This window comes from Paenibacillus psychroresistens (genome assembly GCF_009728935.1).
GTDB lineage: Bacteria > Bacillota > Bacilli > Paenibacillales > NBRC-103111 > Paenibacillus_AC > Paenibacillus_AC psychroresistens.
Genome location: NZ_CP034235.1, coordinates 7,522,809 through 7,548,023 on the forward strand (window position 1 = coordinate 7,522,809; position 25,215 = coordinate 7,548,023).

Here is a 25,215-nt window from a genome sequence, read left to right on the forward strand (position 1 = left end):
TAATGAAACAAACGGGGAAAAAATTATTCCAATATGCCACTTATTATAAGAAAACGATTATCATTGCCTTGATACTACTGGCCTTTGCTGTTACTGCTGAGCTAGCAGGTCCATTTATCGCTAAAAGAATGATTGATCGTCATATCCTTGGCATCGAATCAGCATGGTATGAGGTCACAACTAAGGATGCCAAGTCCATTCCTTACAAAGGTGCTCTCTATAAAAGAGCCGATAATCTCGGTGCAAATGAAGTCCATGGCCGTGAGGTCCGCATTCTCCAAGTAGGTATACACATGGTTTTCGTAAATCAGCCTTTAACCTTTGAAGGAAAGCCCAAGCTTGAAGGCTCTTCACTTACCATTACCAGGGATTCAGAGTCTGTAAGTTATCCTGTGCAGACCCTTAGCGTACAAGAGCTCTATCAATTCTATAAGCCGGAGTTCAACAGCTTGCTGCAATTGGCTGTGTTTTATTTCATCTTAATTGTTGCTGCATCTTTCCTTACTTATGGACAGCGTTACATGCTGCAAGCCGCGGCCAATCGCATTATTCAGAAAATGCGGATTGATGTTTTTGCACAGATTCAGCGCTTGCCGATTCAGTACTTTGATCATCAGCCAGCAGGTAAGATTGTGTCGAAAATAACCAATGATACAGAAGCTGTGCGTGATCTGTATGTTCAGGTTTTAGCGAACTTTTTTACCGGAGTCATCTATATTGTAGGTATTATTGCAGCTCTATTCCTGCTCGATTACCGCCTTGCGTTATTCACTATTCCCATTATTCCAATATTGTTCATTTGGATCCAGCTTTACCGCAAATATGCCTCCAAATACAATCATGAAATTCGTGAAAGACTGGGTTTAATCAACGGGATTATTAATGAAACGATTCAAGGCATGCCGATCATTCGTGTGTTTCGCCAGCAGAAGCCCATGTTCGAGGAATTCGATAAATTAAATCAAGAGCATATGCAATATACCAATAAGCTGCTTAACTTAAACTCGATTTCGACTCATAATTTAGTTAATGTCATTCGTAATGTTGCTTTTATCGTGCTGATCCTGATGTTCAGCAAAGGCTCCTTTGGCGTGAGTACAGCACTCTCCATCGGTGTCATTTATGCTTATATTGAATACATGAATCGGATGTTTCATCCGATCGTCGGCATGCTTAATCAGCTAGCCAACCTTGAAAAAGCTCTAGTATCCGCAAGCCGTGTTTTTGAATTGTTGGATGAGAAGGGAACAGATGTCGTTGCTGGTCAAATGGAGCGCTACAAGGGGCATGTTAAGTTTGAGAATGTGAATTTTGCCTACATTGAAGACGAAGATGTATTGAAAGATATCTCACTCGACGCCCAGCAAGGTCAAACTGTTGCGTTAGTCGGGCATACCGGTTCAGGCAAAAGCTCGATTCTCAACCTGCTCTTCCGCTTCTATGACACCGAACGTGGACGGATTACGATTGACGGTCAGGATATCCGTGAAATTCCAAAACAGCTGCTACGTCAGCAGATGGGTATCGTGCTGCAGGATCCGTTCCTGTTTGTTGGAACCATCGCCTCGAATGTAAGCTTGGACGATCCCTCGATAACTCGAGAGGTCGTGGAGAAAGCGATCCGCGATGTTGGAGCTGAAGCAATGTTCAGCAATCTGCCACTGGGAATCGACGAGCCTGTTATTGAAAAAGGCGCTACTCTATCCGCTGGGCAGCGGCAGCTGATTTCTTTTGCCAGAGCGTTGGCGTTTAATCCGGCTATCCTCATCCTCGATGAGGCAACTGCCAGCATCGATAGCGAAACGGAAGCCATTATTCAATCCGGCCTAGATGTATTGAAGAAAGGCCGTACTACCTTCATCATTGCACATCGGTTATCTACGATTAAGAATGCGGATCAGATTCTCGTATTGGATCGAGGCAAGATCATCGAGCGAGGCAATCATGATTCTTTGATGCAGCAGTCCGGTAAATACTATCAGATGTACCAGCTCCAGCAGGGGCGTCCCGTCTCTGTCCACTAAAGCTTTCCCCCAGAGAGCCTTGTCAGATCCTGACAAGGCTCTCTTTTTATATGCTCCTATACCGGCAATAGGAGCCCTCCTAAAGCGAAGTTAGTCATTACTAAAGTTGAACCTCACGAGTAGTATTAAAGTATATCGACATGGGAGGAATTATTTTGTACAAACTTTTATTATTACTATTCTTAAGCTGCACCTTATTAGCAGGCTGTTCTGATTCAGAGCATTCCACTTATGATTCATCAGAGCCTATTAAGGAAGCAAAGATTTTTGCTAAAGGGCTCATATCAGAAGATTTAGTTGCTGCACCACGCTTCTCACCAGACGGCAAGACATTATTCTTCCATAAACCCGATAGACTCTCTGGCCATTATCAAATTTTTGTTTCCTATTATATAGACGATGCATGGACAAAACCCGAGCTCCCCGAATTTGCCATTAGCGAAGCATCCGAAGGTGATATGTATTTCACCCCTGATGGCACTAAGCTATTCTTTGTTTCCAATCGAGAATCTGGATTTCCAGAGCGCCAATGGAATTATGGATTATGGGTGGTAGATCGAACAGCTACAGGCTGGGGTAAACCTACTTATTTAAGTGATGCAGTAAATTCTTATAATGATAACATCGCCTATCCCACAGTAGCCAGCAATGGAAACTTATACTTCCTTACCTCTGAAGGGATCAATCTCTCTAGGTTCATAGACGGGAAATATCAGCCAAGAGAAGTGCTCAAACTTGCTGAAATAACACCGGAACAAATCTTTATTCCCTATATTGCTCACGATGAAAGCTACCTTATTCAAACAGGCCTTGAACCATCTTCGGAGGCCCCCATGTTTATTCGTTACAATAGAAACGGCGTTTGGTCCAAACCTAAACAACTCAGCAGCAAGCTTATTGGAGGCCGATTTGCTTTTGTCAGTCCGGACGGCCAATATTTATTTTTCTCGAAAGATGATGGGATTTATCAGATTGAAATGAGTGAAACAGGGATAGAAGGTACATGAGTTTAAAGGAACGCATTCTTCCCCTCTAGATTATTCTTTTTAATACTGCTTTTTGCACGGCATCTTGGATGGTTTTACTGCCTAATTTTTTATTGATTTCTGTTATATGATTCTTTAATGTATTTTCTTCAATAAAAAGCTTATCTCTAACTTCTTTTTCTTTTGTGGCCAGTAGAGAATAATACAATGATTTCCTTCTGTTTATCTGTTAAAACACTTTCATTTTTCCGATCTTTAAGCACGTTGTCCACTCTGCGTAATAACTCTTCCTTAATAATTGGTTTGGTTGCATAGTCGTTTGCCCCTGCTTGGTAGCCTTGTGCTATACTTTCAGGGGTATTCTTTGCTGTTAGGATAATAATGGCTACTTCCTCTGATGTGAATTTCATGCGAACCTGTTGACACACCTCAATACCAGACATTTTCGGCATCATAATATCGAGGATGATTAAATCAATTTTCTGCCGTGCTATGATTTCTAATGCTGCTGCGCCACTGTCTGCTGTAACAATACCCCAATTCTTCCCGGATAGATGATTAACAATAACCTGCACATTGACTGGTTCATCATCTACAACGAGTATGTGAAGCTCATTTTCATCTCCATTGACTGATTCAACCTCATTTATTCCTGCCAAATCGGGATTGTGTACAGTAGCGCTTTCTTGATAAAGTTCAATCGATTGCGGCAAAGTAAAGCTGAACGTCGCCCCCATTCCCAGCTCTGAAAAAACCTCAATCTGCCCACCATGCATCTCTACTAAATGCTTGGTAATGGATAGACCTAGTCCAGTCCCGCCATACTCGCGTGAGCTTGAACCATCCAGCTGTTCAAAAGACTGAAAGATTCCCGCCTGATGCTCCTTAAGAATGCCGACTCCAGTATCTGCAATGCTTATCTCTATAAAACCTGCTTTTTTATGTGAAGAGATCTCTATCGACCCAGTGTGCGTGTATTTTATAGCGTTGCCAATTAAATTATATAAGATCTGTTGTACACGATTTGCATCAGCATGAATAACATGAGTTCTGTTCACATTATTTACAAGTAACACAGCCTTTTCCCCCACTAGGATTTGAGTAGCTTCAAGCACACTTTCGGTTAATTCATGGACGCTTAAGATTTCCTTATCTAAAGCAATCTCTTTGTGATTAAGCTTAGCATGGTCCAGAATATTAATGACCAGATTGTTCAGCCTTTGCGCACTAGAAATAATGATCAGCATATTCTTACGCATCCTGTCATTAATTGGCCCACCAATCCCATTCAGAATCGATTCGCTAATACCAATGATTCCATGCAATGGGGTTCGAAGCTCATGAGAGGTATTCGCGAGAAACTCATCCTTTAGTTTATTCATTTTTTCTAGCTCGAGATTTTGATCTTCAATTCGATTGTATACACGCTGGAATCTTCTTCCCATGATGAAGGTTAAGGCAATAACAAAACCAAAAAAGCCCCAAGTCACCAGTTGGCTGCTTGCATCAATTATATGGAGTGCCCTTAGCAAATCATAAAAGCCGCTGATTATAAAAGCTAAAAGACCCAGCATAAAAACTCTTGCCTCATAATCTCCCCTAAGTACCTTTGCAGCCGTCATTACAAACATTAAACTGAAAGTACCAAGAGTCAACAAGTCAAAAGGGACGAACATCGAAGTTAAGCCACTCCTTTTGGCCTCAATCAGAAAAATCGCCGAAAAAGCAAAGATCAAATGAATTTGCCATAATCGCCTTGCTATCTTCTTTATTTTAAAATCTGTCATTTGTTCATAAAATAAATATAAAAAGATCGGGATTACAAATTCTGTATAGCTTTGTATTTTCCAAGTTAAATTAGCCTCATTTATCGATAAAAACCAGTAGCTAGTCAAGATGAAAGTATAAAAAGACATAGAAAGCACAAATAAACCTAAGTAAAAATATATTTTTTGCTTACCATTCAGAAATAAAAGGAAGAAGAAAAACCGTAGCTTCGTTCAAGTCCTCATGAAAACCAAACGTTATCCAACCAGCAGGAGTTTGCGCTTGTGGCATTTTAATTACTTTATGCTCATTAATGGTGAAGGTCAGATCCACTAGCTCCATGGGACATTCAATGGCTTGGCCGCTTATTTCTCCATCCCCTTGTGCAGCATGTCCATCTCCAAGCGAGAACCAACCGCCATCTACCGGAATCGGCAAATATAAGGTGCTTCCTTTTGTCAGCTCTTTGCAATCAAGGTTGCCACCACATGGTCTAGGGGGAAATGTAGAATGATTGCCAGACTCATCAGGCGGCATCCCGAATATGCCCATAAAAGGACTCAGCTTAACGGAAAAAGCCCGATCTTTGATCTTCGTGGTTGCTATATTTGCTGCTGCATCTACTTGCCAATCGAGGGTGATCTCTTTTTCCTCTGTTAAGCCTAGCTTTTGATTCTGCCAATTTGGGTACTGCCCTGCAGATGTGAACCCGATAGTTCCTGGGATAATCTGATTAATTTTTACCTCTAAGGTCATGCCTTTCTTAGCTCCATTAATGTAGATCGGTCCACAAAGCGCGTGGCCCCCATCGATATTCTCCCTTCGCTCAACTAACTTAACCCTCTTGCCCGTTTCAATCGAAGCTTGCCCCCAACCAGCATCTAATGTTGAGAATTTTATAGTATCTCCTGAATTAATCGATAAAATAGTTTCATGCTCTTTTGAGAAAGATCCGTGTACCGTGCTTGAACTTGGGGTTAATGTATAGATAGCCATCCTATATCCACCTCTCCAATTGCTCAGCTACAGATTCTTTACTCAAATGGCCCTTTTGCAAAATAGGAAGGGGTACCAGCGAATTGTATTTTTTAATTTTTTTATTGATTTGATCCATATCATCATCAGGATTATACTCAGCTTGGTTGTTTAACCTATTAATAAGTGACTGGATGGCATCCCTAATTTCATGCTGTAAATCCAACCAAACTGGAAGGATATTCGCATTTTTTAACATCCCGTTTAAAGGATCTCCAGAATCCAGATTAATGGGCTTCCCCTTGCCTGGCAGCTTCTCGAATCCGCCATCCTTTTCATAGTCTGTGTAAATTTGATCTAACCACCTGGCCAGCATTCGCTCATTAGCAATGGTTTGTGGAGCATCTTCAAGCACCTCTGATTTGATTGCATTTTGCTTACTTTTTCCGAAAAAAGACATTACTTCTCGCCTCCATCCATAATTTCCACAACACGCTTCAAATTATCCTGTAATGAAGTCCACTCGCCTAACTCGGGTCTAAAAGGCTCTGCTACATAAAAAGGCTGGGCGAAGTAGGCTTCCAATTGCTCTCCTTGCTTGTAATTTGCAATATCCGATTCAGGCAGCTTTTCGATCCCAAAGGCATTAACCAAAGCTCGTAATTCCCGATAGCGCCGCAACAGCTTCCGTGCCCGTTGTTGAATGGCTAAATGTGTCGCTTCCAGCTGAGCACCTTCAAGAATGGTCGAAGTAGAGAGAATCGGACTTACCGCAGGATACAGACTTCGTGAAGCTAGCTCGACATCAAATTGCCAAAGGGTATCCAAGGGGCCATAAGGTGAATCTTCGTCCACAGATTCTCCACGTGTATCGATTAATGCAATTGTAATCGGCCGTGTTCCTGCTTCCTTGAGCTTTTCCTGTAAAGCCAACATTTCTCCAGAAAGCACCAATGAACGATCTGCTCCTAGAATGACATCACGTACTCCACGCTCATTGGCAATATATTGGTAAACCTCATCCATCGTGCTGCATGTGACTTCTACTTCGGTTGTAGCATCTTCAATTCCTTGAACCTCTTTACCTGAAAGCCAGAACACAGTCGCGAACCCACGTTGTCTTGTTCTGCGGAAGAGCTCTGCCAGCATAACAATTTGGCCAACCATTGGTCGAGCCACAAAACCCACGACTCCCCCTCTAACAACAGGCGCGAATAAATCAATAACGCGGATTCCTGTTTCAATCATGCCTGCGCCGCTTTTGCGAATAATCAACTCATCCATCGTACAACCTGCAATCGAGGCTAACGTTGCTAATGTGCGTACCTCTGCCCCGCCGATGGGGATTTTACCTGTGCAGAGATTGGAAACCGTTGCGGATCTAAGTCCAGCAGCTCGTGCAGCCACCGTAAGATTAGGAACTCTTTTCTTCAAAAGCGCAACATTCAATTGCAAGCCATCATCCATAGTATCCCTCCTTGTAATTACCTTTAATAGTAATTTAAATTACTTTTAAATGCAATAGTCTCTATGGAAATAAACAAATAAATATTTTAATATTAACACTAGCCCCTTAATCATCCGATAAAAGCGCAAATAAATAACCCATCCGTATGGATGGGTTCAGGTTGTTGAGAAAGTAATATATTCGATTCTCTAAGAATGAAACGTAACAAGATAATTTAAATCATCTACATTTTATAAGCATAATAATTGTGCTAAAAATAGATAATTAACACATAAAATGGAGGATACGCACATTTTTTATGCTTATTCTTGAGGATTACACAATAAATTTAAGTAATTTCTGGATATTAGTACAATTATTGTGCTTATGCTTTACGTGAACGAGTGTGTAGACTCTATACGCACAATTTTTATGCTTATAGCTTATTTTTTAAGGTTATCAAGAGGAATCCGAAATAAATCAATTTAATTGATACTTTTCATATGCAGGATGACCTTTTCAACAGCCAGAATCCATCCGTATGGATGGGTTTAAGAACAAGATTAGCAATCAAGCCTTGACCGGTTGATGCTCTTTAAGCCAAGCACGCAATGGCACATCTTCGTCCGTTGGACTATAGTAGCCGTTGCAGTTCACTGTCGCGCCAAGCAATTGCCGACGAATCGGATCGCTTTGATCCCATAGGTGCTGCACGGTCATATCATCCTTGGTGCGAATCCAGCGATATCCGTATCCGTAGAACAACACCTTACGCGTGATATCCGACCAATTCGGTGATCCTGCATGCCAAAGACGTCTATCGAAAAAGACCGCTGTGCCTGGTTTAACACGAACTGGAATGGCTCCTTCGGGCTGACCTTGCTCATTCAAAGGAATATCCAGATTATCATTTAAATGACTCCCTGGTACGACCCAAAAATTGCCGCGATCCGGCTCAGAAATATCGGAAAGAAAATATGCTACTTTAAGTGATAACCGCGGACGCGGGTGCGATTCCATATCGACATTCACTCGCCCGCTGTCTTGGTGCCAGCCGAATGTTTTGTCGTTCTTTTCCTTGCCTGAGGGTGGCGTCATGATCATATGAGCGTGGTACAAATAGATATTCCAGCCTAGAATGTCCCAAACCTTTGGCATAATCTTCTCGTAATCCACTAAATTCAGAAATGAGTCATGATCAGCAATAAAATTAGCATAAAACAAGGCTGTCTTCGAATCATGTCCTTCACTAACCCTTTGCTCATAAATACGATCCGATACTGCCGTGAGATTCGCGATTTGCTCTGGCGATAAGGCATTCTCGACGATCAGATAACCCGTTTCGTTAAATATCTTACGCTCTTCTTCCGTTAATGAAAACTGCAGACAAGATGGATTCACCAAAATTCCTCCTCGATAAACTGTTCTACCTTCTACTTATCATAAAGGCTTTCACGGGAGTTTTCGAGTAACAAATCATATATCTTTTGTACGATTCAACGATTTATATTTTATGAATATATAAGATAAAGTCAATCCTATCTCCTTTTTAAAAATGCCGTTGGAGATCCACCTGTAAGCTTCTTAAATACCCGATTGAAATAAGCCTGATCACAGAATCCAGTCTCATCCGCAATTTCACTGATTGGCATCATTTTATCAAACATTAGCTCCTTGGCCTTTGAAATCCGTACATGGTGAAGAAAATCAATCGGTGATAGTCCTGTTACGGACTTAAAAAGATGCGAGATATGGTTTGGCGTTCTCCCAATATAGGTGGACAAATCATTCAATGTGACGGCTTCCTTGTAATGATCCACAATGTATTTCTTAATATCCTCTGCCATATCCATTTTTTTGGCCGGCAGCTTCCAATGATCCCGCTCATAATTAATAATCCCCAGCAACTCCAAGAGGATCGCGTAACAAGTTGTTTCTGAATAGGGTCCCCTCATGAGCCAATGATGCTTCAAAAGCAAAAACCGCTGTTTAAAATATTCAAACCCGCTTATCGTCGTTTTACAGTAATGATTTTCCGAGAAGATTGGCAGCAAAGCCAAATCAGCGTCCGCAATCGTAAAATGCGTCGCATACCGTTGATGGTCTGGAGTAGTAGAAGTACCTCCACGTATCGAGCCTGAAGGAATAAAAAGCACATCTCCTTTTTGCAAAGGAATACTTTCATCGTTGATCCAGTACGTAATCTCGCCTTTTGTGATCACTATCATAATATGATATTGAGTTTTGAGCTTGCCCATCTCCCACTTACCAGTAAAATCCTTCACATAACAGGAATGCATTTTAATTATGTTGATCCCCTCTATTCTTTTACAACGTCAATTCTAATTAAATTGGTCGAGCCTGACTTCCCAATAGGAACTCCCGCAGTTAGAACAATTAGATCGCCATTTTGGATCATTTTATTGTCCAAAGCATGCTTAATGGATAGTCTGAACATTTCATCTGTAGATTGGAGCGGCGTGCCTTTAACAGGTATCACTCCTTTTAGTAAACATAGGTTATATAGTACTTTTTCGTGAGGTGTAATGGCGATAATCGGTGCCTTGGGTCTGTATTTGGAAACCATACGTGCGGTAAATCCAGACTCGGTTGGGATAAGGATGGCTTTAGCTTCTAATTGAATTGAAGAATGAACAACTGATTGGCTAATGACCTCGGTGATATTAGTCTTCTGCAACGCGCTATTCTTAATTAGATTAGCCTTATAATCAATCAAGGTGTCGACCCTTGAAGCAATCGCAGCCATCATTGTTACAGCTTCAACCGGATATTTGCCCACAGCTGTTTCTCCAGACAGCATTAAGATATCTGTCCCGTCCAGAACAGCATTGGCCACATCGCTTGCTTCAGCCCGTGTCGGTCGAGGATTAAGCTGCATCGATTCCAGCATGTGTGTTGCCGTAATGACAGGCTTTCCAGCAGCGTTGCATTTAGCAATCATTAGCTTTTGGATGATCGGGACTTCCTCAATTGGAATGTCTACACCTAAATCACCTCGCGCGACCATTAATCCATCCGAAACCTCAAGAATCGCATCGAGATTATCCACACCCTCTTGATTCTCTATTTTAGCTATTATCTGAATGTGTGCGGCGTTATTCGTCTCCAAAAGCTTTCTGATTTCTATAATATCTTCCGCCCTGCGCACAAAAGAGAGCGCAATAATATGTATGCCTTCTGCTATCGCGAATAATATATGCTTAATATCTTTTTCTGTAACACCTGGCAATGTAGTGTGAATCCCCGGTAGATTCACGCCTTTTCGAGGCTTGATGGTACCTCCGCTGATAATCCGGCATACGATTTCTGTGCCTTCTGCCGATTCCACTTTTAATTGAATCAATCCATCATCTATGAGAATAATCGAGCCAGGCACGACGTGTTGAGGCAGCTCTTGGTAAGATATCGTTATGCGTTTTTCGCTGCCTAAAATAACCTCTGTTGTCAGTGTGATAGTATTATTTGGAATAAGCTCATAGGATGGAGCCTGTAATTGGCCAATTCTAATCTCAGGCCCTTTTATATCAATGAGAATAGGTACAATCCGATTCAATTGTCCTGCTGCTTCGCGAATTCTCTTAATTCTTTCTTGATGCTCTGGCAAATCCCCATGTGCCATATTCAGCCTTGCTATAGTCATTCCTGCTTGAAGCAGCTTCACCAACGTTGGAACGGAATCACATGCTGGTCCCATAGTGCATAATATTTTAACTTTTTGCATAACTGGCCTCCTGTAATTTTATGTATTTATTGTAATCCTAGGAATTTAATATTACCATAGAATGGAAGATTATTAATATCCTATTGACCTTCTACCAACTAGAACCTTTACAATAAAGTGGATCTTACATATAAAGGAGAATGATGAAATGAATCGACCATGCTTTGGTTTTGACGGTGGTTTTATTATGGCCTCATGGGATGGTTTTGATGAAGCAATAGACTGGTATAGCCAGCATTTTGGTTGGACCTGCTGGGGTCAGGAATTAACTCCGATCGGCAAGATGGCTTTTTTCCCGCTTCCCCGTTTGGACAAGCTACACTTAAATCGTTTCAAACGGAATGGGAGCATTATCAAGATACAGAACGCAATGAAGGTTACTTTCGTTTATGCTTCAGTACGGAGGATTTAGCTGCGCTTATTGATTATTTTCAGAAGCATGAAGTGAAGGTTTCAGCGCCTCAGCTTTTACCTGATGGAAGAAGCTTCGTCGATATCTATGCTTATGATGGTGCTCGAATTACAGCCATTCAGCACCCTGCCGGAACGGTCAAGTTTGCAGATTCACGGCTCGTCAGCTTTGGAGATATTGCGCTAATTATTTCGGTTTCAAATCTCGAGAAATCCGTGAAATGGTATGAAGAAATTTTAGGCTTTGAGAAGATAGAGGATGGTCCAAAAGAAGGAACTGCCCTTCTACGTATGCCTATCTCAGAACATGGAAAAAAAGAGCCAGACTCTAGCTATCCCATGAATGTATGGATGATAGAGGACCCTAATGTCTTGCATTCGCTCAAAGGTAATCCCATGTGCCGCAACTATTTTAAAATTACTCCTGATGAATTAGAACCCTCACGCTCTTGGTTAGTATCACGTGGTGTGGAGATTTCTGAACTGGCGTTAAATGACTATCATTTTTATGATCCCGATGGTAATCGGATTAATATTTGGGCTTATGAGATAAACTAATTTATTAGCGTTAGGGGTGCAGGCAGTATGCAGATGACTATTCAAGAATTCGCTTTGAAAACCGGATTGCCTCCAACTACATTGCGTTTTTACGAGAATAAGAACCTGCTGCTGCCCGCTTGCAAAAGGTCGAGGATAACCTTAATTCTCTGCAGGTCGCCAAGCAATACTTAAGTGGTTTACAGCCCCGACAGAAGGCTTTGCAAATGGTAAATTGGGAAGATTCCTCGATCATTGTATGGTTTCCTCACTCTCTAACTCAGTCCCTTCATCCCTATCATGAACCAATTGAACTGGATAAGAGCAGACTTTTGCAAGCTAATCTCCATGTGTTCCCAGATTGTTATGTACGGTTATTGAATGCACACTCAAATAGCTTGCAGGTTGAAATTGGCTATCGCATCCAGCTTAATGTTGCGGAATCTAAGCTAAATCAGCTCCCCGCGGATTGGAATTACCGAATTGAGCGGCTAAACCCCACTCTCTTCATTACTCTCGAGTCAGAGACGGCTGATAAATTTATGTGCCTGAACTATATGCGTACCTTACACAAACATGGATTTAAGCCAATTGGTCCCCGTTGGGATAGATATGAAAGTGGAATGGATGATAAATTCTTAATCTATATTCCGGCTATTAGAACTTTATAAAGCTTCACTATATCTCCCAGTATTTTAATAAATATGTCCAAATCCAAATGTTTGGTTTATTAAATATATATCGTTACTTAATAGTAACCATAATTTTAATTAGAAAATGAGGAGGCTATTAAATGACTGCACAATTGTTTCATCTGCAAGTTGTATCCATTCCAGTAAAGAATGTAGCGTGCTCTTTAAAGTGGTACCGAGAAATGTTTAGCTTGGATTATAACTTTCCCGTAGATAACATTCAAGAGCTGCATGCAGATATGGTTACTAAAGGTGCCAATGTGAAAGCCATTTCATTCAAGCCAAGTGGAGGTCATAGCTTTCATTTTGTTGATCCAGACGATAATTGCCTGGGTATCTGGGGCGGATGGCCTCAAGAAGATCAAGCTGAAAACGAATAAGGGGAGCTGTTACTAGTGGATTTGGATAAATCTATCGAACTCTTTATGCAGCAGTATATGGAACTATGGCCTTTTGCAGGGTCTATTCGTGTTGTTCAGCAAGGAGAAGTCATCTATAACCAAGCCTTTGGCATGGCTTGTCTTGAGCTGGAAGTTCCGAATACAACAGATACTCTCTTTGGCTTAGCCTCGGTTTCCAAGCAATTCACAGCTTTTGCCGTTATGCAGCTTTATGATCAAGGGCTGATTGATATTGATCAGCCTGTTAATACTTATCTTCCTGCTGAATTGCAGCTAGATCCGCGAATTACTGCACACCACTTAATGTCACACACCTCTGGCTTACCCGTGAATAGTGGGCTTAACGATAGCTTTTATGGGGATCGGGATAAGATCAACTACACCAAGGAACTTTTATTAAGTAATTTCTTGAATCGTCCGCTGAGTTTTGAACCTGGTGCGAAATTTGAATATTGCAATGCTGGCTATCACATGCTCGCCTTTCTCGTAGAAGAGATAACCGGGATATCTTTCAAACAATATTTATCTGAAAATATCTTCACCCCACTGGGTTTCAGCCATACAGTTCTCGATGACGGTATGGAGCTAATTATGCATAAAGCTAACGGATATTGCATGAATTATAAAAGCATTATTAAAGGTGAATATCACCATTTAGCTTACAGCATCGGTGCTGGGGGCATGGTCTCGAGCAGCTCAGATCTATATAAGTGGCATGCCGCGCTTAAAAGTCGACTGTTGCTCAGTGCGGCTGCTTACTCACGTTTTTTCGCTGAGAATTTAAACGGCTACGCTTATGGTTTATTCACGGACCAACAATATGGAGAAACTAGATACCATCACGACGGAGCTTATCATGGGATTGGCGCTTATATGCAGAATTTTTTCGAAGCAGATGTTTGTATCATAGTGCTCTGCAATTATGATTTTGTTAATTATTCTCGAATTGGTGATGCAATCAGCAGCTTGGTCTTTACAGGACATGCGTTAGTTCCACAAAAGCCTCCGGAAATCGCTCTGGATGAACAACTTGCACTTAAGTACGAAGGAATCTACATTAAAAATCGTGTTGAACTAACAAGAGTCAATGATCGTTGGATTTTCATTCATTCCAATCGGTTCCACAAACCCCTATATCCGATTGGTAACCACCAATTCCATAGTACTTGGCTGGATCACTCCTATACTCTAAAAGAATGTGATAACGGCGAATTTGAATTCTTAGGTTATCACAAACAAAATTAGTGCTTCTATATTTTATCAAGTTAAACATCCAATTCTACGTTACTAACTGTCCACTTTAAAGTATTTGTTTTCACAAGTTCAACATTCAAAAAATAAGCAGATGAATTTTGAGTCTCTATAATCATATAGTATATCCCCATAACTTGTTTAATTGGATCAAATTCATAACCATTGGTTTTTACGATGACATTATTGCTAAGATGAGCTGCGGTTTGGAAAGCTTTGAATGGAATTACAACTAATTCCTCACTCACTTTCATTTCAATATGGTCTTTGAAGATTTCCAGGTTGGAATCTGTGACTTGCTTTAATTTCTCAACATCACCATGAACCATCGCCTGATAAAATTCTCTGCCAAACTGATCAGCAGCTAAAAAAGCCAGTTTTTCTTCCTTTAAATGGTTTATTTGTTCACTAAGCTTAAGACTTTCCTCATTAATCTGTGTAATTTGTTCGGTTGGCTCTTGAACCTGCTTGCCCTCTTGTACCGTAACATCTTGTGTACATCCCGCCAGAAATAGGACTACGGATAATAGCGAAACAATTCGCAAAGCGCGCACAAAATCACCTCCTAATTTAGTAACAGTGACTCTAGTCCCTTCAAATACTACCATAATTCGGAAAAAATAGTCGTATATATCGGAATGCATTGCAGTTTGGAACTTTTCATTCCTTAAGTTGTCTATAAGGGTAGAGGAGGAATCAAATTGCAAATGGAGTATATCAAGCATTTATCACAGCATGATGATGCAGGTACAATTCTCAATGATCTGATGAAAAGCTATGGAAAAGATGTTTGGGATTATGCCTTTATTCTCACTAAGCGAAGAGAAGCTGCGGATGACTTGATGCAGGATGTATTCCTAAGTGCCTTCCAACAAATCCATAGCTTTCGAGGAGACTCCTCTGTCAAAACATGGCTGCTGCGGATTACCCGCAATAAATCGCTTAATTTTCTAAAATCGGCTTTTATTCGTAAAGTTACGTTGGTAGATCGCGTTTTTTCAAAAGCAACAGTCATTTCAGCTGAGCAAGAAATGATTAACCATATTCAAGCCCAAGAAATTTGGAATATTGTCATGACGCTCCCGACTAAATATCGTGAGATCCTCCTATTGGAAGCTCACTATGCCTATACAGAGCAAGAGATGTCCGCATTACTTGAGATTCCTGTAGGGACTATTAAATCTCGTTTGCATCGAGCAAGAACAAAGGTCGATCAAGCATTAAAGGAGGCTGATAATGGATGAATAAGCCATCTAAACCAACTTGGTATGAACAGCTTAAAGAAACCCCATGGGATTCTGCTGCAATGATTCACAAGCAAATGCCACAGGTTATGTTGCAAGCTAGCAGGAAAGTGACTAGGTCTAAGCAAAAGCTAGCTCCTGTCTGGATTAGTGTCTTCATGATATTCGCGATTCTTATATACGGGGTCACACAGTTTGATGAAATAAGCAGTCGGTTAGGGACAAATGCAGATTCAAGCTGGAAAGTCCATAACCCAGATTATAAAGATGGCAAAATCATTTTCGCAGGTTCTGTGGGTGGTGATTTTACTTCTGGTCAAGCTAATGGCGGTAGGTGGAATCTTTATATTCCGTTTGACCAAGTGAAAGGCAAGAAGCTCCGGGTGGATGGAATCAACAAAGAGACAGGTTTAGAAATCATTGAGGTTCCTGAAACGATTTTAGATTCAGTGCAGAAATATGGCTATAAATATAACAATGTTGATATCACGCGAATTTCTTCAAGATTTGATTTACCTGTCGGAGGTCTCTGGAAATTCACTATGTATTTGGATAATAAAAAAATGGGCGATGTAGTCTTCGATGTACCTGAGGGCTGGAAAACCAGCGAAACTTTTAAATTTGGCACGTATAGCTTGGTGGGGGTAGAAGGTCAGATAGGCTTCCTAAATACAGGTTTACGGGCTACACTTCCTAAGAATAAGATTATGTGGTTCTTCTGGGGCAAAACTGATGATGAAACGCAGCAGCTTTCTGGTAAAAAATTATTGATCTCAGCCATCCAAAAAGGCAGTACGGAGTCCTTTCCCTTATTTACAGGCACAACTGGCTACACTTATCCAACTGTAACCCTCCCAACTCTAGAAAAGTTTAAAGTAGTTAAAGTTCCCACAGCAATGTCACTTCCTTATCCAGGAATTTGGAGGATGGATGCAACAATAGACGGCAAACTATTTGGCAGCGTTTATGTTAAAGTAGAGTAAGCCATGCATACTGCCAAAGGAGTAATAAAATGACGATTAAAGTAGTGCTGTTTGATTTTGACGGAACCTTAGTGGATACTCTGCCTCTGTCTTTTAGAGCCTTTCAGTCCGTTTTTAAAAAGTATGACAATCGCGATGTTTCTACAGATGAATTGGTAGCCATGTTCGGACCTACAGAGGACGGAATTATCGCCTTAAACCTGAACAATAAAGCCAAAATTCCCGAAGCAACTGCTGAATACTATCAAGTTTATCAAGAGGGTCATCACACTGAGATCCCTTCCACCTATGAAATCGAAAAGCTGCTGCAATATTTAAAAGCCAAAAACATAAAAATCGGTGTGATTACGGGTAAAAGCAGAAAAGCCTATCAGATTTCAGTGGAAGCTCTGAGTTTGACTCACTATTTTGATATCGTGATTACGGGGGATGATGTGCTGCAACCAAAGCCTGATCCTGAAGGCATTTATACAGCCTTGGCTTTTCTCAATGCCTCTAAGGAAGAAGCTGTATTCCTTGGAGACAGCAATGCTGATATAAAGGCTGGGAAATCCGCTGGTTTACGAACCTTTGGAGTCCAATGGTTATCTACTTCACAAAGCACTCATTTTGAAATAGCTCCTGATTTAATTTTTGATCAAGTTGAGACTTTTTTAGAGATCCTGCATGATGAAACGGCCTCCCCTGAGAAGTGGCTCGATTGGGCCAAACAAATTCAAGCGATTGCACAAATAGGGTTAACCTATGCTACCGATGTATTCGATATTGAACGGTATGAAGCCTTGCGAGAAATCAGCGTAGATATTATGGATAACTACACGTCTGCAGGAGCTGATCTCATTCAGCTTAGCTTTGCCAATGAGACAGGCTATGCGACACCGAAGGTGGATGTGCGAGGTGTTGTTTTTGAGAATAATAGAGTGCTCTTAGTTAAAGAGAAAATGGATGGTGCGTGGGCTTTGCCTGGCGGTTGGGCTGATATTGGCTACTCCCCATCTGAAATAGCAGTTAAGGAAATCCAAGAAGAAGCCGGATTTGTTGTAGAGCCACTACGCTTGCTTGCTGTTCTGGACAAAAAATTCCATTCCCACCCGCCATCCCCTTATCATGTTTATAAAATGTTCATTCAATGCGCTATTATCGGAGGCGCAGCACAAGGTGGAGTTGAAACCAGCGATGTCCAATTCTTCGGAGAAGATGAGCTGCCTGCATTATCAGTAGAACGCAACACAGAAAAACAAATCAAGCTGATGTTTGAATATCTGCGGAATCCCAATAAAAAAGTGATTTTAGACTGACTTGGAGAGGAAGATGAAAATGATTGAATGTCCCTGGTGCCATCATCAAGTTCAATTAATAGAAGATGTTTGTCCGGAGTGTAAGCAAGAGGTTTTGCCGGAGCACTTGCGCTCTAATTGGGATGATTCCGATTTAACAAATCCAGCATTCAGAAGAAAGGATGAACCTAATTACTCAGAGCAAAACACCGAAGACATCGAACAAATCATCGCAAATAGGTTCATTTGCGCCAAGTGCAAGCACAATGAATGCCATGTTAAAGAAGTAGCTATGAGTGGAACGGGATTAAGTAAGCTTTTTGATATTGAGTACAATCACTTTTTATTCGTATCCTGTTTGAATTGTGGGTTTGTTGAGGTTTATAATCCCGATATTCTGCATGGTAAAAAAACGGGGTCTTTGGGAACGGCCTTGGATTTACTCTTCGGCAATTAAGCATTCTCTATTAGCTTGGTATACAAAGAGGAAGCTAGCTCGGCATGGAACTCACGGTCCGGATGGTTTAGTCCATTGGCGAAACGTTGATGAATATCCACTCCCGCTTGCTCCATTTGCTCCCACATCGCATAAACATCTAGAATAGGCAGTGCTTCCTCGTTGGCAATTTTGTGCAATGCTTCTACATATAATCGCGTAAATCCCCTTAATTCTGTCTCAAAGAAACTAGAGAGCTTTTCTCTGTGAGCATCATGGATTAAGGGGTTATCTTTTTGGGCCATCATTGGAGGAGTCAGAATTATTATTTCGGCAGCTGTTTGGGTTCGAATGGCTGTAATCATTTGATGAATAGCAGCCGCATATGCTGGCAATCCCGCTTCACCTCCATGAGCATCATTAGCTCCAAACATTATGGTAACTAAGTCGGGTTTATACATAAGGACGTCTCGTTCTAACCGAGATAGGGCATTAACCGCCGAATCCCCGCCTACCCCTGAATTGATTACATTGATTAATGTTAATGGATAACGTTCTACAATTTTTGATTTGAGAAGTTGATGGTAGAGCTGGATATGCTCATGTACTCCGTATTCCATTCCACCATGCGTTATACTGTCGCCGAATGCCACGTAAGTGACAGCCCTAGCACGAAGATCCAAGGATTTCTCCACTAAGCGGCTATGCAATCTTTCAAAGAATCCCAACGGAGCTTACCCCCTTTTGCTGATTTTGACATTATCCACATGATATACGGCAAGCGGTTCCGGATAATCGCAGGCAAGCAGCCCCTCCGTATAAACGGGCTCATCCTGATAAGGTCTGGCATCCTCGCGCCGATACGGTCCTGTACGAAACTCAAGTCGCTCCACGGCAAAAACCCATGTAGCCAGCCTCGCATCTTTCATCACAAGCTCACCATTAATCGAAAGATCATAAACAAAACGTTCTACATCAATATCCAGCTGAAAAGAATACCAGTGATTAGCTTCTAAACTATGTACAGGTACTAGCCCAGCTCCCTTGTTTGCTTTTACCAGCTTATCCACCGAGTCAAAAACGATCTGCACGGGTCTGGTTCCTCCTGGACTCAGCACATCAATTTCAAGTCGCCCCACTGCAATTTGCATGGCACGAACATCGAATTGGAGCTTCACCTTAGCACTTGATTGAAAGATACGAATTGCCTTGGCATAGTCGTAAGGGTCTTTATCTGCAAGGCGTAAATATTGATTGCCTTCATTACGTTCCACATAAACAGGAGCCCATAGCGGACTGTATATGTTCCAATTTCTCACCAGCCCGCCAGGTGTCATATCCTCAAAGTTATCATCTACATCTTCGATAACTTCACCAAGAATAGGTACTGGAATGCAGCATACCCAAATATCTTCTTTATTCATACTATAGGCCATCCACATATGGCCATCAGGCGGCAGCCCATTCCCTTCCTCAATTCCGCGAATATATTGCGGACCAAGCTCCCGGTGCCAGCCAGTAAAACGCTGCAAAGGAACTTCCCCTTGGACTAGCAGCATGCCGTCAAACTCTATTCCATCCTCGCTCGTTATCACACATAGTGGATATCTGTGATCTGCATCCGTTGTTGGAGTCCAAACAATTGCATAGCAATCATCACTGGTACGCTGTCCCCATTCTTTGGCTGTACCGGTTGGTTTACTTTCCGTAAACTCAGGTGTTGACCAAGTGCTGCCTTCATCCTCGGACAGGGCAGACCAAGCATTTTTCCACAAGCCGACTACCTTGCCATCTTTACGATGATAGAAACAGAAGGCTTTGCAATTGAATAGCTGATTATCCATGGCGAAGAATCCATCTGAGCTGCGATCCTCTTCCCACCACTGCTGAGTCATCAGCTTATTGGCCAGCAAAACATCACAAGCCTGGATAAATTCATCATCCTCTGAAGTTTGGTAGAATGGATACCACTGTGACGTATTGCTTTCTGTGTAACCGGCATGAGGCATATAGCGAATAAAATAAATCGGCCCAAGACTGCCATTTTCATAGACCTCGCGAACTGCACGTCCGAGACCATAGCCAGAATTCGGCATTTTTGCCCAATCGCCTTCCCTCCATAAGCCATAAAAGCTGAGGACAAGCAGCCTTCCATTAGGAGCAACATAAAAACCCATACGCTGATGGGCAATTGTATATTTCCCTGGTGACCACTCTATCGCAGGGAATGCGACACATGGCGGGGTCCAGATTCTACTGTCTTCGGATTGTGTCAGAAAGGTCTCGGTTGGATCCTCATGCTCATCATGGTGACTGCCCAAGTATTGAACATAGAAGCTCCCCTTCCAATAAGCAATCATTGGCTGATGGTTATAAGTACAGCCTCTGCCATCCGTATCCTGAGGTACCGATCGGTTGGCACGCAGCACCTGATAATGCTGAACTCCCACTGCTGGCCTAATAAGTCCGTCATGATAAAGCTGATTTACGCTTTTTATAGAGCCTTTATAGTTTATGATTGGGGATTGGTTATTTTTCGAGTCCATTATGGATACTCCTCCTGCTTGTTGGTTAGTTAGGGCAGTTACAGCAGCTTACGATAAATCGATTCCATATCCGTGATCGATAAAGCTTTTGGGTTGTTGTTTAATAACCGCGTAACTTGAGAAGCCCTTATTGCTAGTTCACCAATATCATCTGGAGTTACACCAAAATCACGGAGATTTTGCGGAATATGCAGCTGTGCAGTCCAATTAATTATACATTGCAGCACTTGCTCCGCTCCATCTTTATCGCTTAGACCCATTGCATTAGCAGCTAAATCCAATCTTGGGGCAATTGCCGCAAGCTGAAATGCCATAACATGCGGCAGCAGCATGGCATTGGCCACTCCATGCGTAACATTAAACCTCCCTCCAAGCGGATAGGCAAGCGCATGAACCGCTGCGGTACCCGAGCAGGCTAGTGCCATTCCGCCATAAACGGAACCATAGAGCATTGACTCCCTAGCTTGCAAAGACTGTCCATTGTGATAGGCCTCCACCATACCCTTTGACAGAAGGCGGATTGATTCCAAAGCAAACATATCGCTGATCGGATTAGCCTTATTGGATATAAAAGATTCCAAAGCATGAGTGAACGCGTCCATTCCCGTTGCAGCCGTAATTGCAGGAGGGAGCGATAAGGTCAGCTCCGGATCAACAAATACCATTGCAGCATAAAGATGTTGACTAACAACTCCAATTTTCAGCTGCTCCTCCGGCACGGTTACTATTGCGTTAGGTGTCACTTCCGATCCAGTTCCAGATGTAGTTGGAATGAGGATTGTTGGTACACCTCTGCTCGTTATCCGATCGATACCGATTATATCAGCAAGCATTTGTTTGCCCGTGCTGAGCACTGCCAGCAATTTAGTTACATCCAGCACGCTGCCCCCGCCAAGCCCAATAAACACATCGAATACCTGACCGTCCAGCTGCTCGTGAAGCTCTTCAATATGCTGAACCGTAGGCTCCCGCATGACTCCACTTATCACTTTACTTGCAATTCCGACCTTAGTCATGCTATTCAGCAAATCTGTAGCAAAGCCTTGCCGCACTATGCTTGGACTAGTAACAATCAATATGCTTTTTATCTTTCCAAGCTCGATTATCTGTTTACTGACTTCCGAGAAACAGCCATTACCAGCTATAATAGCTCCTGGGGTTTGAAAACGAACGGTCTTCATAGATGCAGTCCCTCTCCAGCTGAATAAAGCTGCAGAATCTGCTTCAGCTCCTCTTTAGCATTATCCGAAATTGCACCAACAGGCAATCGAGTAGAACCGACCGGGATTCCCAGCATGTTCATCGCTGCTTTAAAAGCGGAAGGCAGTGTGCCCAGCTGCGACGCGTTTCGGATCGGGCGAAGCTTCATCTGAGCTTGCTTTGCCAGCTCTAGCTCACCTTTAAGCCAGTGCTCGTAAATCGAGACCACCAGCTTAGGTACTATGTTTGCCGTTGCAGCAACTGCACCGCTTCCACCAGCCATCAGCGTTGCCAGAATTAACGAATCTGTCCCAGCCATAACTGCAAAGTCCGGATCCGTTCGTTCTATATACTCAAGAATAGCATCAAAATTACCGCTTGAATCCTTAATGCCAACAATATTCGGTACTTTGGACAGCGCTTCAACTGTTTGGGGAGCCAACGAAACACCAGTTCGCGCCGGGATGTTGTATAGCAGAATAGGCAGAGATGTTGAAGCTGCTATGCTCTTATAATGCTGCACCATTTCCTGTTGGCTGACTGGAACAAAATAAGGCGTAATAATCGATAAAGCATCCGCACCTACCTGCTCAAACTTTGCTGCAAGAGTTGCGGCTTCTCTAGTCGTGATACCTCCAGCCCCCGCATAAATCGGTACACGTCCGCCGCTCTCTTCGACAGCAATTTGCACAAGAAGCAGCTTCTCAGCTTCATTCATCGAGAAGAATTCTCCATTTGTACCTAGACAGAATATCCCGTGCACACCTGACTCGATGAAATAGTTAACCATCTGGCGAACTACCGGTTCATTGAGCTCATCCTTATCTGTAAATGGAGTGACCATTGCCGGTATAATTCCACTAGGCTTTAACATGCACAATCCCCCTATTTCAATGGTGCAAGCATTACTGCCTGACGAAGCGCTTCTACTAAGCTGGATTCGTCTGCAATGCCTTTCCCTGCGATATCAAAAGCCGTTCCATGATCCACACTCGTGCGCACCACAGGCAATCCCACCGTAATATTCACCCCGGCATCCAGACCTAGCACCTTCACGGGGCCATGCCCTTGGTCATGATACATAGCTACAACCATATCGAAGTCACCACGGACAGCTCGGAAAAAAAGTGTATCTGCAGGCAGCGGACCATATGCCAGTATCCCCGCCTCCACAGCTTGTTGAACCGCAGGAATAATTTTTTCTGCTTCTTCGCCCCGTCCAAACAGCCCGCCTTCCCCTGCATGCGGGTTTATGCCGCAAACCGCAATTCGCGGGTTTTGCATTCCGCTTTCTTGCAGGATATCATGGGCAAGCTGAATAACACGCAGCACGCGTTCTGGGTTAATCATTGCAATGGCATCTATAATTCCAACATGAGTGGTAACGTGAATAACGCGCAGATTTGGAGCTGAAAGCATCATGGCATAATCCTTAACGCCCATCAGTTCAGCGAGGATTTCTGTATGGCCTGGGAAGCGATGTCCACCTAGATGAAGGGCTTCTTTGTTGAGCGGGGCGGTACAAATCGCAGCAATGCTTCCCTCCAGCCCAAGCTTAACTGCGCGTTCTATATAATGGTAGGCTGCATTCCCAGCTTCTGCTGACAAAAAGCCATATGCAGGTGCTTCGTGCAGCAATCCCAAATCAATTAAGGGTATGCTGCCCGTTTCTTCAATAACGGTGTCTTCATCTGGCGTTTCTATTCGTTTTATCCGCAATTCTGAGCCTAGCAAGGCAATCGCTCTTTCTAAAGGTGCAGCATCTCCGATAACAATAGGCCTGCAAATTTGTCTAATATCCGGACGGGCTAATGCTTTCACAATAATTTCCGGCCCTATGCCTGCCGCATCCCCCATTGTTATCCCAATAGTCGGTTTAGAATTCAATCGTCTCACCTCTCCATTTGTTCAGAATTTGCAGTAGCGTATCATCGCTGCCAAAAGCCCCAGACTTGCTAACAAAGCTTAAATTATTCATTTCAGGAATAGTCCCCGCAATTACACCAGGCAGCAATTCCGTATTTAGTCGCAATACACTTACACCTAATTCTTCACAAATGTGTCTTGAAGTTTCCCCTCCGACCATGACTAGCAGCCCAAGCTGCTCATTTTCATCAATAGCTATACGGATTAGTCGGCCAAACTTGGATAAGAGCAGCCGGTTCATCTCACGCAGTCCAATATTGCGTTGCCGTGCTGCTTCCTGAAGAAAGCGGCCTGGTTGATCTGTTTTTCGGATGCTGATTGCTGCTAAACCAATGTCACTATGAAACATGTTTTCAGCAAAAGATAAACTTTTAACTAGCAGATCTTGCGCAGAAAACTCAGTCCAAACTAATTTTGCCACAGAAGATAGTCGCTCCAGCTGCCTCGCATTAACTGCGGTTTGGCTTCCACTCGCAACTAGCACGTCTGATCTGCCTGTGTTGAACTCGGTTTTCCAGCCATTAGCCCCAGCTTGCTTGGCCTCACTTCCGGATGGAATCTTTATCTTTCTTGCTAGCGCCTGAGCTAAACCGGCTGATCCGACCCAAATAACCTTTCTATCAAGCTTCTCGACATTCGCAACAATCCGATCCAAATCTTCATCGCTTTCTGCATCACATATAAGGATTTGGCTCTCTGCTGAATTTAGTTGATTGATTACTTTGTTAAATCGGGCCAAATCCGTGATAACATCTCTTCCCAACTCCATCACACGAGAGCTTAAGTAATCTGTAGAAAGCAGCTCAATAATCCGCGACTTGGTTACAGGTGACAATGGATCCTTACCCATTTCCGTTTCGTGAACAGGAATTCCATTAATCAGCTGTATACCATTTATCGTAGTCCGCCCCATAGCTGGAAAAGCAGGAGCAATCACACATAAATCCGGTTTAAATACCTCCAAAATCGCAGTGCATTCAGCCCCAATTGTCCCTCTGAGCGCCGAGTCGATTTTCTTATAAACAAGGTGTGGGTTTAGCATGCGTACCGATTCAGCAGCCTCTAAAGTTAAAAGCCTTGCTTCATCCTCCTGGCAACCACGAGAATTGACATCAATAGCACAAGCAAAGCACTCAGGAAAATACAACGGTTTATCGGGTGAGAATAAAAGGGTAGTGACAGCTCCAGCCGAACTAAAAGCAATCCCCGTATCATTAGCACCTGTCAAATCATCTGCAAAAATGACGATATCCACCCTTTTACCCCCTATCCTGACTGGAAAAACCTTGTATCACATATAAACCTTGTATCATATATAAACCTTGTATCATGTATGCAAGGTTTATTAGAAGATAACGGAGCCGCAGCTC

At 42.6% G+C, this 25,215-nt stretch carries 26 protein-coding genes; 11 read left to right on the forward strand and 15 right to left on the reverse strand.

Annotated features, from left to right (window positions below):
- The first annotated feature begins 2 nt into the window (after nucleotides 1-2).
- Nucleotides 3-2,024, forward strand: coding sequence for an ABC transporter ATP-binding protein (locus EHS13_RS33770; RefSeq protein WP_155704617.1), 2,022 nt, complete (start codon nucleotides 3-5; stop codon nucleotides 2,022-2,024).
- Between the two features lie 155 nt (nucleotides 2,025-2,179).
- Nucleotides 2,180-3,031: a TolB family protein gene (locus tag EHS13_RS33775; RefSeq protein WP_162463385.1), complete on the forward strand. Its 852-nt coding sequence runs from the start codon at nucleotides 2,180-2,182 to the stop codon at nucleotides 3,029-3,031.
- Nucleotides 3,032-3,056: 25 nt separating this feature from the next.
- Here EHS13_RS33775 and EHS13_RS37670 read toward each other — a convergent pair whose 3' ends face one another.
- The 8 genes from EHS13_RS37670 to pyk all read right to left on the reverse strand — a co-directional run bounded on the left by EHS13_RS37670 (nucleotide 3,057) and on the right by pyk (nucleotide 10,941).
- The gene (locus tag EHS13_RS37670) at nucleotides 3,057-3,218 is read right to left on the reverse strand and encodes a LuxR C-terminal-related transcriptional regulator (protein WP_162463386.1); all 162 of its coding nucleotides are present in this window, start codon (nucleotides 3,216-3,218) and stop codon (nucleotides 3,057-3,059) included.
- Nucleotides 3,178-4,977, reverse strand: coding sequence for an ATP-binding response regulator (locus EHS13_RS33785; protein WP_227014083.1), 1,800 nt, complete (start codon nucleotides 4,975-4,977; stop codon nucleotides 3,178-3,180). The genes EHS13_RS37670 and EHS13_RS33785 overlap by 41 nt, the downstream gene beginning before the upstream one ends.
- On the reverse strand, nucleotides 4,967-5,773 hold the full coding sequence (locus EHS13_RS33790; protein ID WP_155704620.1) for an acetamidase/formamidase family protein: 807 nt from the start codon (nucleotides 5,771-5,773) through the stop codon (nucleotides 4,967-4,969). Before EHS13_RS33790 ends, EHS13_RS33785 begins: the two co-directional genes overlap by 11 nt.
- 1 nt (nucleotide 5,774) lies before the next feature.
- Nucleotides 5,775-6,212, reverse strand: a complete 438-nt coding sequence (locus EHS13_RS33795) for a DnaJ family domain-containing protein (RefSeq protein ID WP_155704621.1) — start codon at nucleotides 6,210-6,212, stop codon at nucleotides 5,775-5,777.
- Nucleotides 6,212-7,219, reverse strand: a complete 1,008-nt coding sequence (locus tag EHS13_RS33800) for a F0F1 ATP synthase subunit beta (RefSeq protein ID WP_155704622.1) — start codon at nucleotides 7,217-7,219, stop codon at nucleotides 6,212-6,214. The genes EHS13_RS33795 and EHS13_RS33800 overlap by 1 nt, the downstream gene beginning before the upstream one ends.
- Before the next feature lie 550 nt (nucleotides 7,220-7,769).
- Nucleotides 7,770-8,600 carry a phytanoyl-CoA dioxygenase family protein gene (locus tag EHS13_RS33805; RefSeq protein ID WP_155704623.1) on the reverse strand — a complete coding sequence of 277 codons (831 nt, stop codon included), beginning with the start codon at nucleotides 8,598-8,600 and terminating at the stop codon, nucleotides 7,770-7,772.
- Between the two features lie 137 nt (nucleotides 8,601-8,737).
- Nucleotides 8,738-9,484 (reverse strand): helix-turn-helix domain-containing protein, encoded by a 747-nt coding sequence (locus EHS13_RS33810; protein WP_227013679.1) that lies wholly within the window; start codon nucleotides 9,482-9,484, stop codon nucleotides 8,738-8,740.
- 35 nt (nucleotides 9,485-9,519) lie between these two features.
- Nucleotides 9,520-10,941, reverse strand: coding sequence for a pyruvate kinase (gene pyk, locus EHS13_RS33815; RefSeq protein WP_155704625.1), 1,422 nt, complete (start codon nucleotides 10,939-10,941; stop codon nucleotides 9,520-9,522).
- Between the two features lie 243 nt (nucleotides 10,942-11,184).
- Here pyk and EHS13_RS33820 point away from each other — a divergent pair, with 243 nt between their 5' ends.
- The 5 genes from EHS13_RS33820 (at nucleotide 11,185) to EHS13_RS33840 (ending at nucleotide 14,227) form a co-directional block, all read left to right on the forward strand.
- Nucleotides 11,185-11,910, forward strand: coding sequence for a VOC family protein (locus EHS13_RS33820; RefSeq protein ID WP_155704626.1), 726 nt, complete (start codon nucleotides 11,185-11,187; stop codon nucleotides 11,908-11,910).
- Nucleotides 11,911-11,943: 33 nt separating this feature from the next.
- Nucleotides 11,944-12,084, forward strand: coding sequence for a MerR family DNA-binding transcriptional regulator (locus EHS13_RS37675; protein WP_227014084.1), 141 nt, complete (start codon nucleotides 11,944-11,946; stop codon nucleotides 12,082-12,084).
- Nucleotides 12,030-12,560, forward strand: a complete 531-nt coding sequence (locus EHS13_RS33830) for a hypothetical protein (protein WP_227014098.1) — start codon at nucleotides 12,030-12,032, stop codon at nucleotides 12,558-12,560. The genes EHS13_RS37675 and EHS13_RS33830 overlap by 55 nt, the downstream gene beginning before the upstream one ends.
- A gap of 122 nt (nucleotides 12,561-12,682) precedes the next feature.
- Nucleotides 12,683-12,961 (forward strand): VOC family protein, encoded by a 279-nt coding sequence (locus EHS13_RS33835; protein ID WP_155704629.1) that lies wholly within the window; start codon nucleotides 12,683-12,685, stop codon nucleotides 12,959-12,961.
- Between the two features lie 15 nt (nucleotides 12,962-12,976).
- The gene (locus tag EHS13_RS33840; RefSeq protein WP_155704630.1) at nucleotides 12,977-14,227 is read left to right on the forward strand and encodes a serine hydrolase domain-containing protein; all 1,251 of its coding nucleotides are present in this window, start codon (nucleotides 12,977-12,979) and stop codon (nucleotides 14,225-14,227) included.
- 20 nt (nucleotides 14,228-14,247) lie between these two features.
- On the opposite strand, the gene EHS13_RS33845 is transcribed toward EHS13_RS33840, so the two are convergent.
- On the reverse strand, nucleotides 14,248-14,787 hold the full coding sequence (locus EHS13_RS33845; RefSeq protein WP_155704631.1) for a SadB/YajI family lipoprotein: 540 nt from the start codon (nucleotides 14,785-14,787) through the stop codon (nucleotides 14,248-14,250).
- Between the two features lie 153 nt (nucleotides 14,788-14,940).
- Between EHS13_RS33845 and EHS13_RS33850 the strand changes: the two genes are divergently transcribed.
- The 4 genes from EHS13_RS33850 (at nucleotide 14,941) to EHS13_RS37075 (ending at nucleotide 18,194) form a co-directional block, all read left to right on the forward strand.
- Nucleotides 14,941-15,477 carry an RNA polymerase sigma factor gene (locus EHS13_RS33850; RefSeq protein WP_155705621.1) on the forward strand — a complete coding sequence of 179 codons (537 nt, stop codon included), beginning with the start codon at nucleotides 14,941-14,943 and terminating at the stop codon, nucleotides 15,475-15,477.
- Nucleotides 15,474-16,460, forward strand: a complete 987-nt coding sequence (locus tag EHS13_RS33855) for a DUF4871 domain-containing protein (protein WP_155704632.1) — start codon at nucleotides 15,474-15,476, stop codon at nucleotides 16,458-16,460. The genes EHS13_RS33850 and EHS13_RS33855 overlap by 4 nt, the downstream gene beginning before the upstream one ends.
- Nucleotides 16,461-16,489: 29 nt before the next feature.
- Nucleotides 16,490-17,758: an NUDIX hydrolase N-terminal domain-containing protein gene (locus tag EHS13_RS37425; RefSeq protein ID WP_155704633.1), complete on the forward strand. Its 1,269-nt coding sequence runs from the start codon at nucleotides 16,490-16,492 to the stop codon at nucleotides 17,756-17,758.
- Between the two features lie 196 nt (nucleotides 17,759-17,954).
- The gene (locus EHS13_RS37075) at nucleotides 17,955-18,194 is read left to right on the forward strand and encodes a zinc ribbon domain-containing protein (RefSeq protein ID WP_405083600.1); all 240 of its coding nucleotides are present in this window, start codon (nucleotides 17,955-17,957) and stop codon (nucleotides 18,192-18,194) included.
- On the opposite strand, the gene EHS13_RS33870 is transcribed toward EHS13_RS37075, so the two are convergent.
- Genes EHS13_RS33870 through EHS13_RS33895 form a run of 6 tightly spaced genes read right to left on the reverse strand, consistent with a single transcriptional unit; the run spans nucleotide 18,191 to nucleotide 25,100 of the window.
- Nucleotides 18,191-18,901, reverse strand: a complete 711-nt coding sequence (locus tag EHS13_RS33870; protein WP_155704634.1) for an SGNH/GDSL hydrolase family protein — start codon at nucleotides 18,899-18,901, stop codon at nucleotides 18,191-18,193. The genes EHS13_RS37075 and EHS13_RS33870 overlap by 4 nt on opposite strands.
- A 6-nt stretch (nucleotides 18,902-18,907) precedes the next feature.
- Entirely contained in the window at nucleotides 18,908-20,719 is a 1,812-nt protein-coding gene (locus tag EHS13_RS33875; RefSeq protein ID WP_155704635.1) for a hypothetical protein, read from the reverse strand.
- A 38-nt stretch (nucleotides 20,720-20,757) separates the two neighbouring features.
- Nucleotides 20,758-21,900, reverse strand: coding sequence for an iron-containing alcohol dehydrogenase (locus EHS13_RS33880; RefSeq protein WP_155704636.1), 1,143 nt, complete (start codon nucleotides 21,898-21,900; stop codon nucleotides 20,758-20,760).
- Nucleotides 21,897-22,793: a 4-hydroxy-tetrahydrodipicolinate synthase gene (dapA, locus tag EHS13_RS33885; protein WP_155704637.1), complete on the reverse strand. Its 897-nt coding sequence runs from the start codon at nucleotides 22,791-22,793 to the stop codon at nucleotides 21,897-21,899. Before dapA ends, EHS13_RS33880 begins: the two co-directional genes overlap by 4 nt.
- 11 nt (nucleotides 22,794-22,804) lie before the next feature.
- Nucleotides 22,805-23,806, reverse strand: coding sequence for a 4-hydroxythreonine-4-phosphate dehydrogenase PdxA (gene pdxA, locus EHS13_RS33890; RefSeq protein WP_155704638.1), 1,002 nt, complete (start codon nucleotides 23,804-23,806; stop codon nucleotides 22,805-22,807).
- The gene (locus tag EHS13_RS33895) at nucleotides 23,796-25,100 is read right to left on the reverse strand and encodes a four-carbon acid sugar kinase family protein (protein WP_155704639.1); all 1,305 of its coding nucleotides are present in this window, start codon (nucleotides 25,098-25,100) and stop codon (nucleotides 23,796-23,798) included. Before EHS13_RS33895 ends, pdxA begins: the two co-directional genes overlap by 11 nt.
- Nucleotides 25,101-25,215 lie beyond the last annotated feature (115 nt).

Coding starts and splice junctions, on each gene's coding strand:
- EHS13_RS33770 (WP_155704617.1), top strand. CDS start 3: ATGAAACAAACGGGGAAAAAATTATTCCAATATGCCACTTATTATAAG.
- EHS13_RS33790 (WP_155704620.1), bottom strand. CDS start 5,773: ATGGCTATCTATACATTAACCCCAAGTTCAAGCACGGTACACGGATCT.
- EHS13_RS33795 (WP_155704621.1), bottom strand. CDS start 6,212: ATGTCTTTTTTCGGAAAAAGTAAGCAAAATGCAATCAAATCAGAGGTG.
- EHS13_RS33800 (WP_155704622.1), bottom strand. CDS start 7,219: ATGGATGATGGCTTGCAATTGAATGTTGCGCTTTTGAAGAAAAGAGTT.
- pyk (WP_155704625.1), bottom strand. CDS start 10,941: ATGCAAAAAGTTAAAATATTATGCACTATGGGACCAGCATGTGATTCC.
- EHS13_RS37675 (WP_227014084.1), top strand. CDS start 11,944: ATGACTATTCAAGAATTCGCTTTGAAAACCGGATTGCCTCCAACTACA.
- EHS13_RS33835 (WP_155704629.1), top strand. CDS start 12,683: ATGACTGCACAATTGTTTCATCTGCAAGTTGTATCCATTCCAGTAAAG.
- EHS13_RS33850 (WP_155705621.1), top strand. CDS start 14,941: ATGGAGTATATCAAGCATTTATCACAGCATGATGATGCAGGTACAATT.
- EHS13_RS33855 (WP_155704632.1), top strand. CDS start 15,474: ATGAATAAGCCATCTAAACCAACTTGGTATGAACAGCTTAAAGAAACC.
- EHS13_RS37425 (WP_155704633.1), top strand. CDS start 16,490: ATGACGATTAAAGTAGTGCTGTTTGATTTTGACGGAACCTTAGTGGAT.
- EHS13_RS33875 (WP_155704635.1), bottom strand. CDS start 20,719: ATGGACTCGAAAAATAACCAATCCCCAATCATAAACTATAAAGGCTCT.
- EHS13_RS33880 (WP_155704636.1), bottom strand. CDS start 21,900: ATGAAGACCGTTCGTTTTCAAACCCCAGGAGCTATTATAGCTGGTAAT.
- dapA (WP_155704637.1), bottom strand. CDS start 22,793: ATGTTAAAGCCTAGTGGAATTATACCGGCAATGGTCACTCCATTTACA.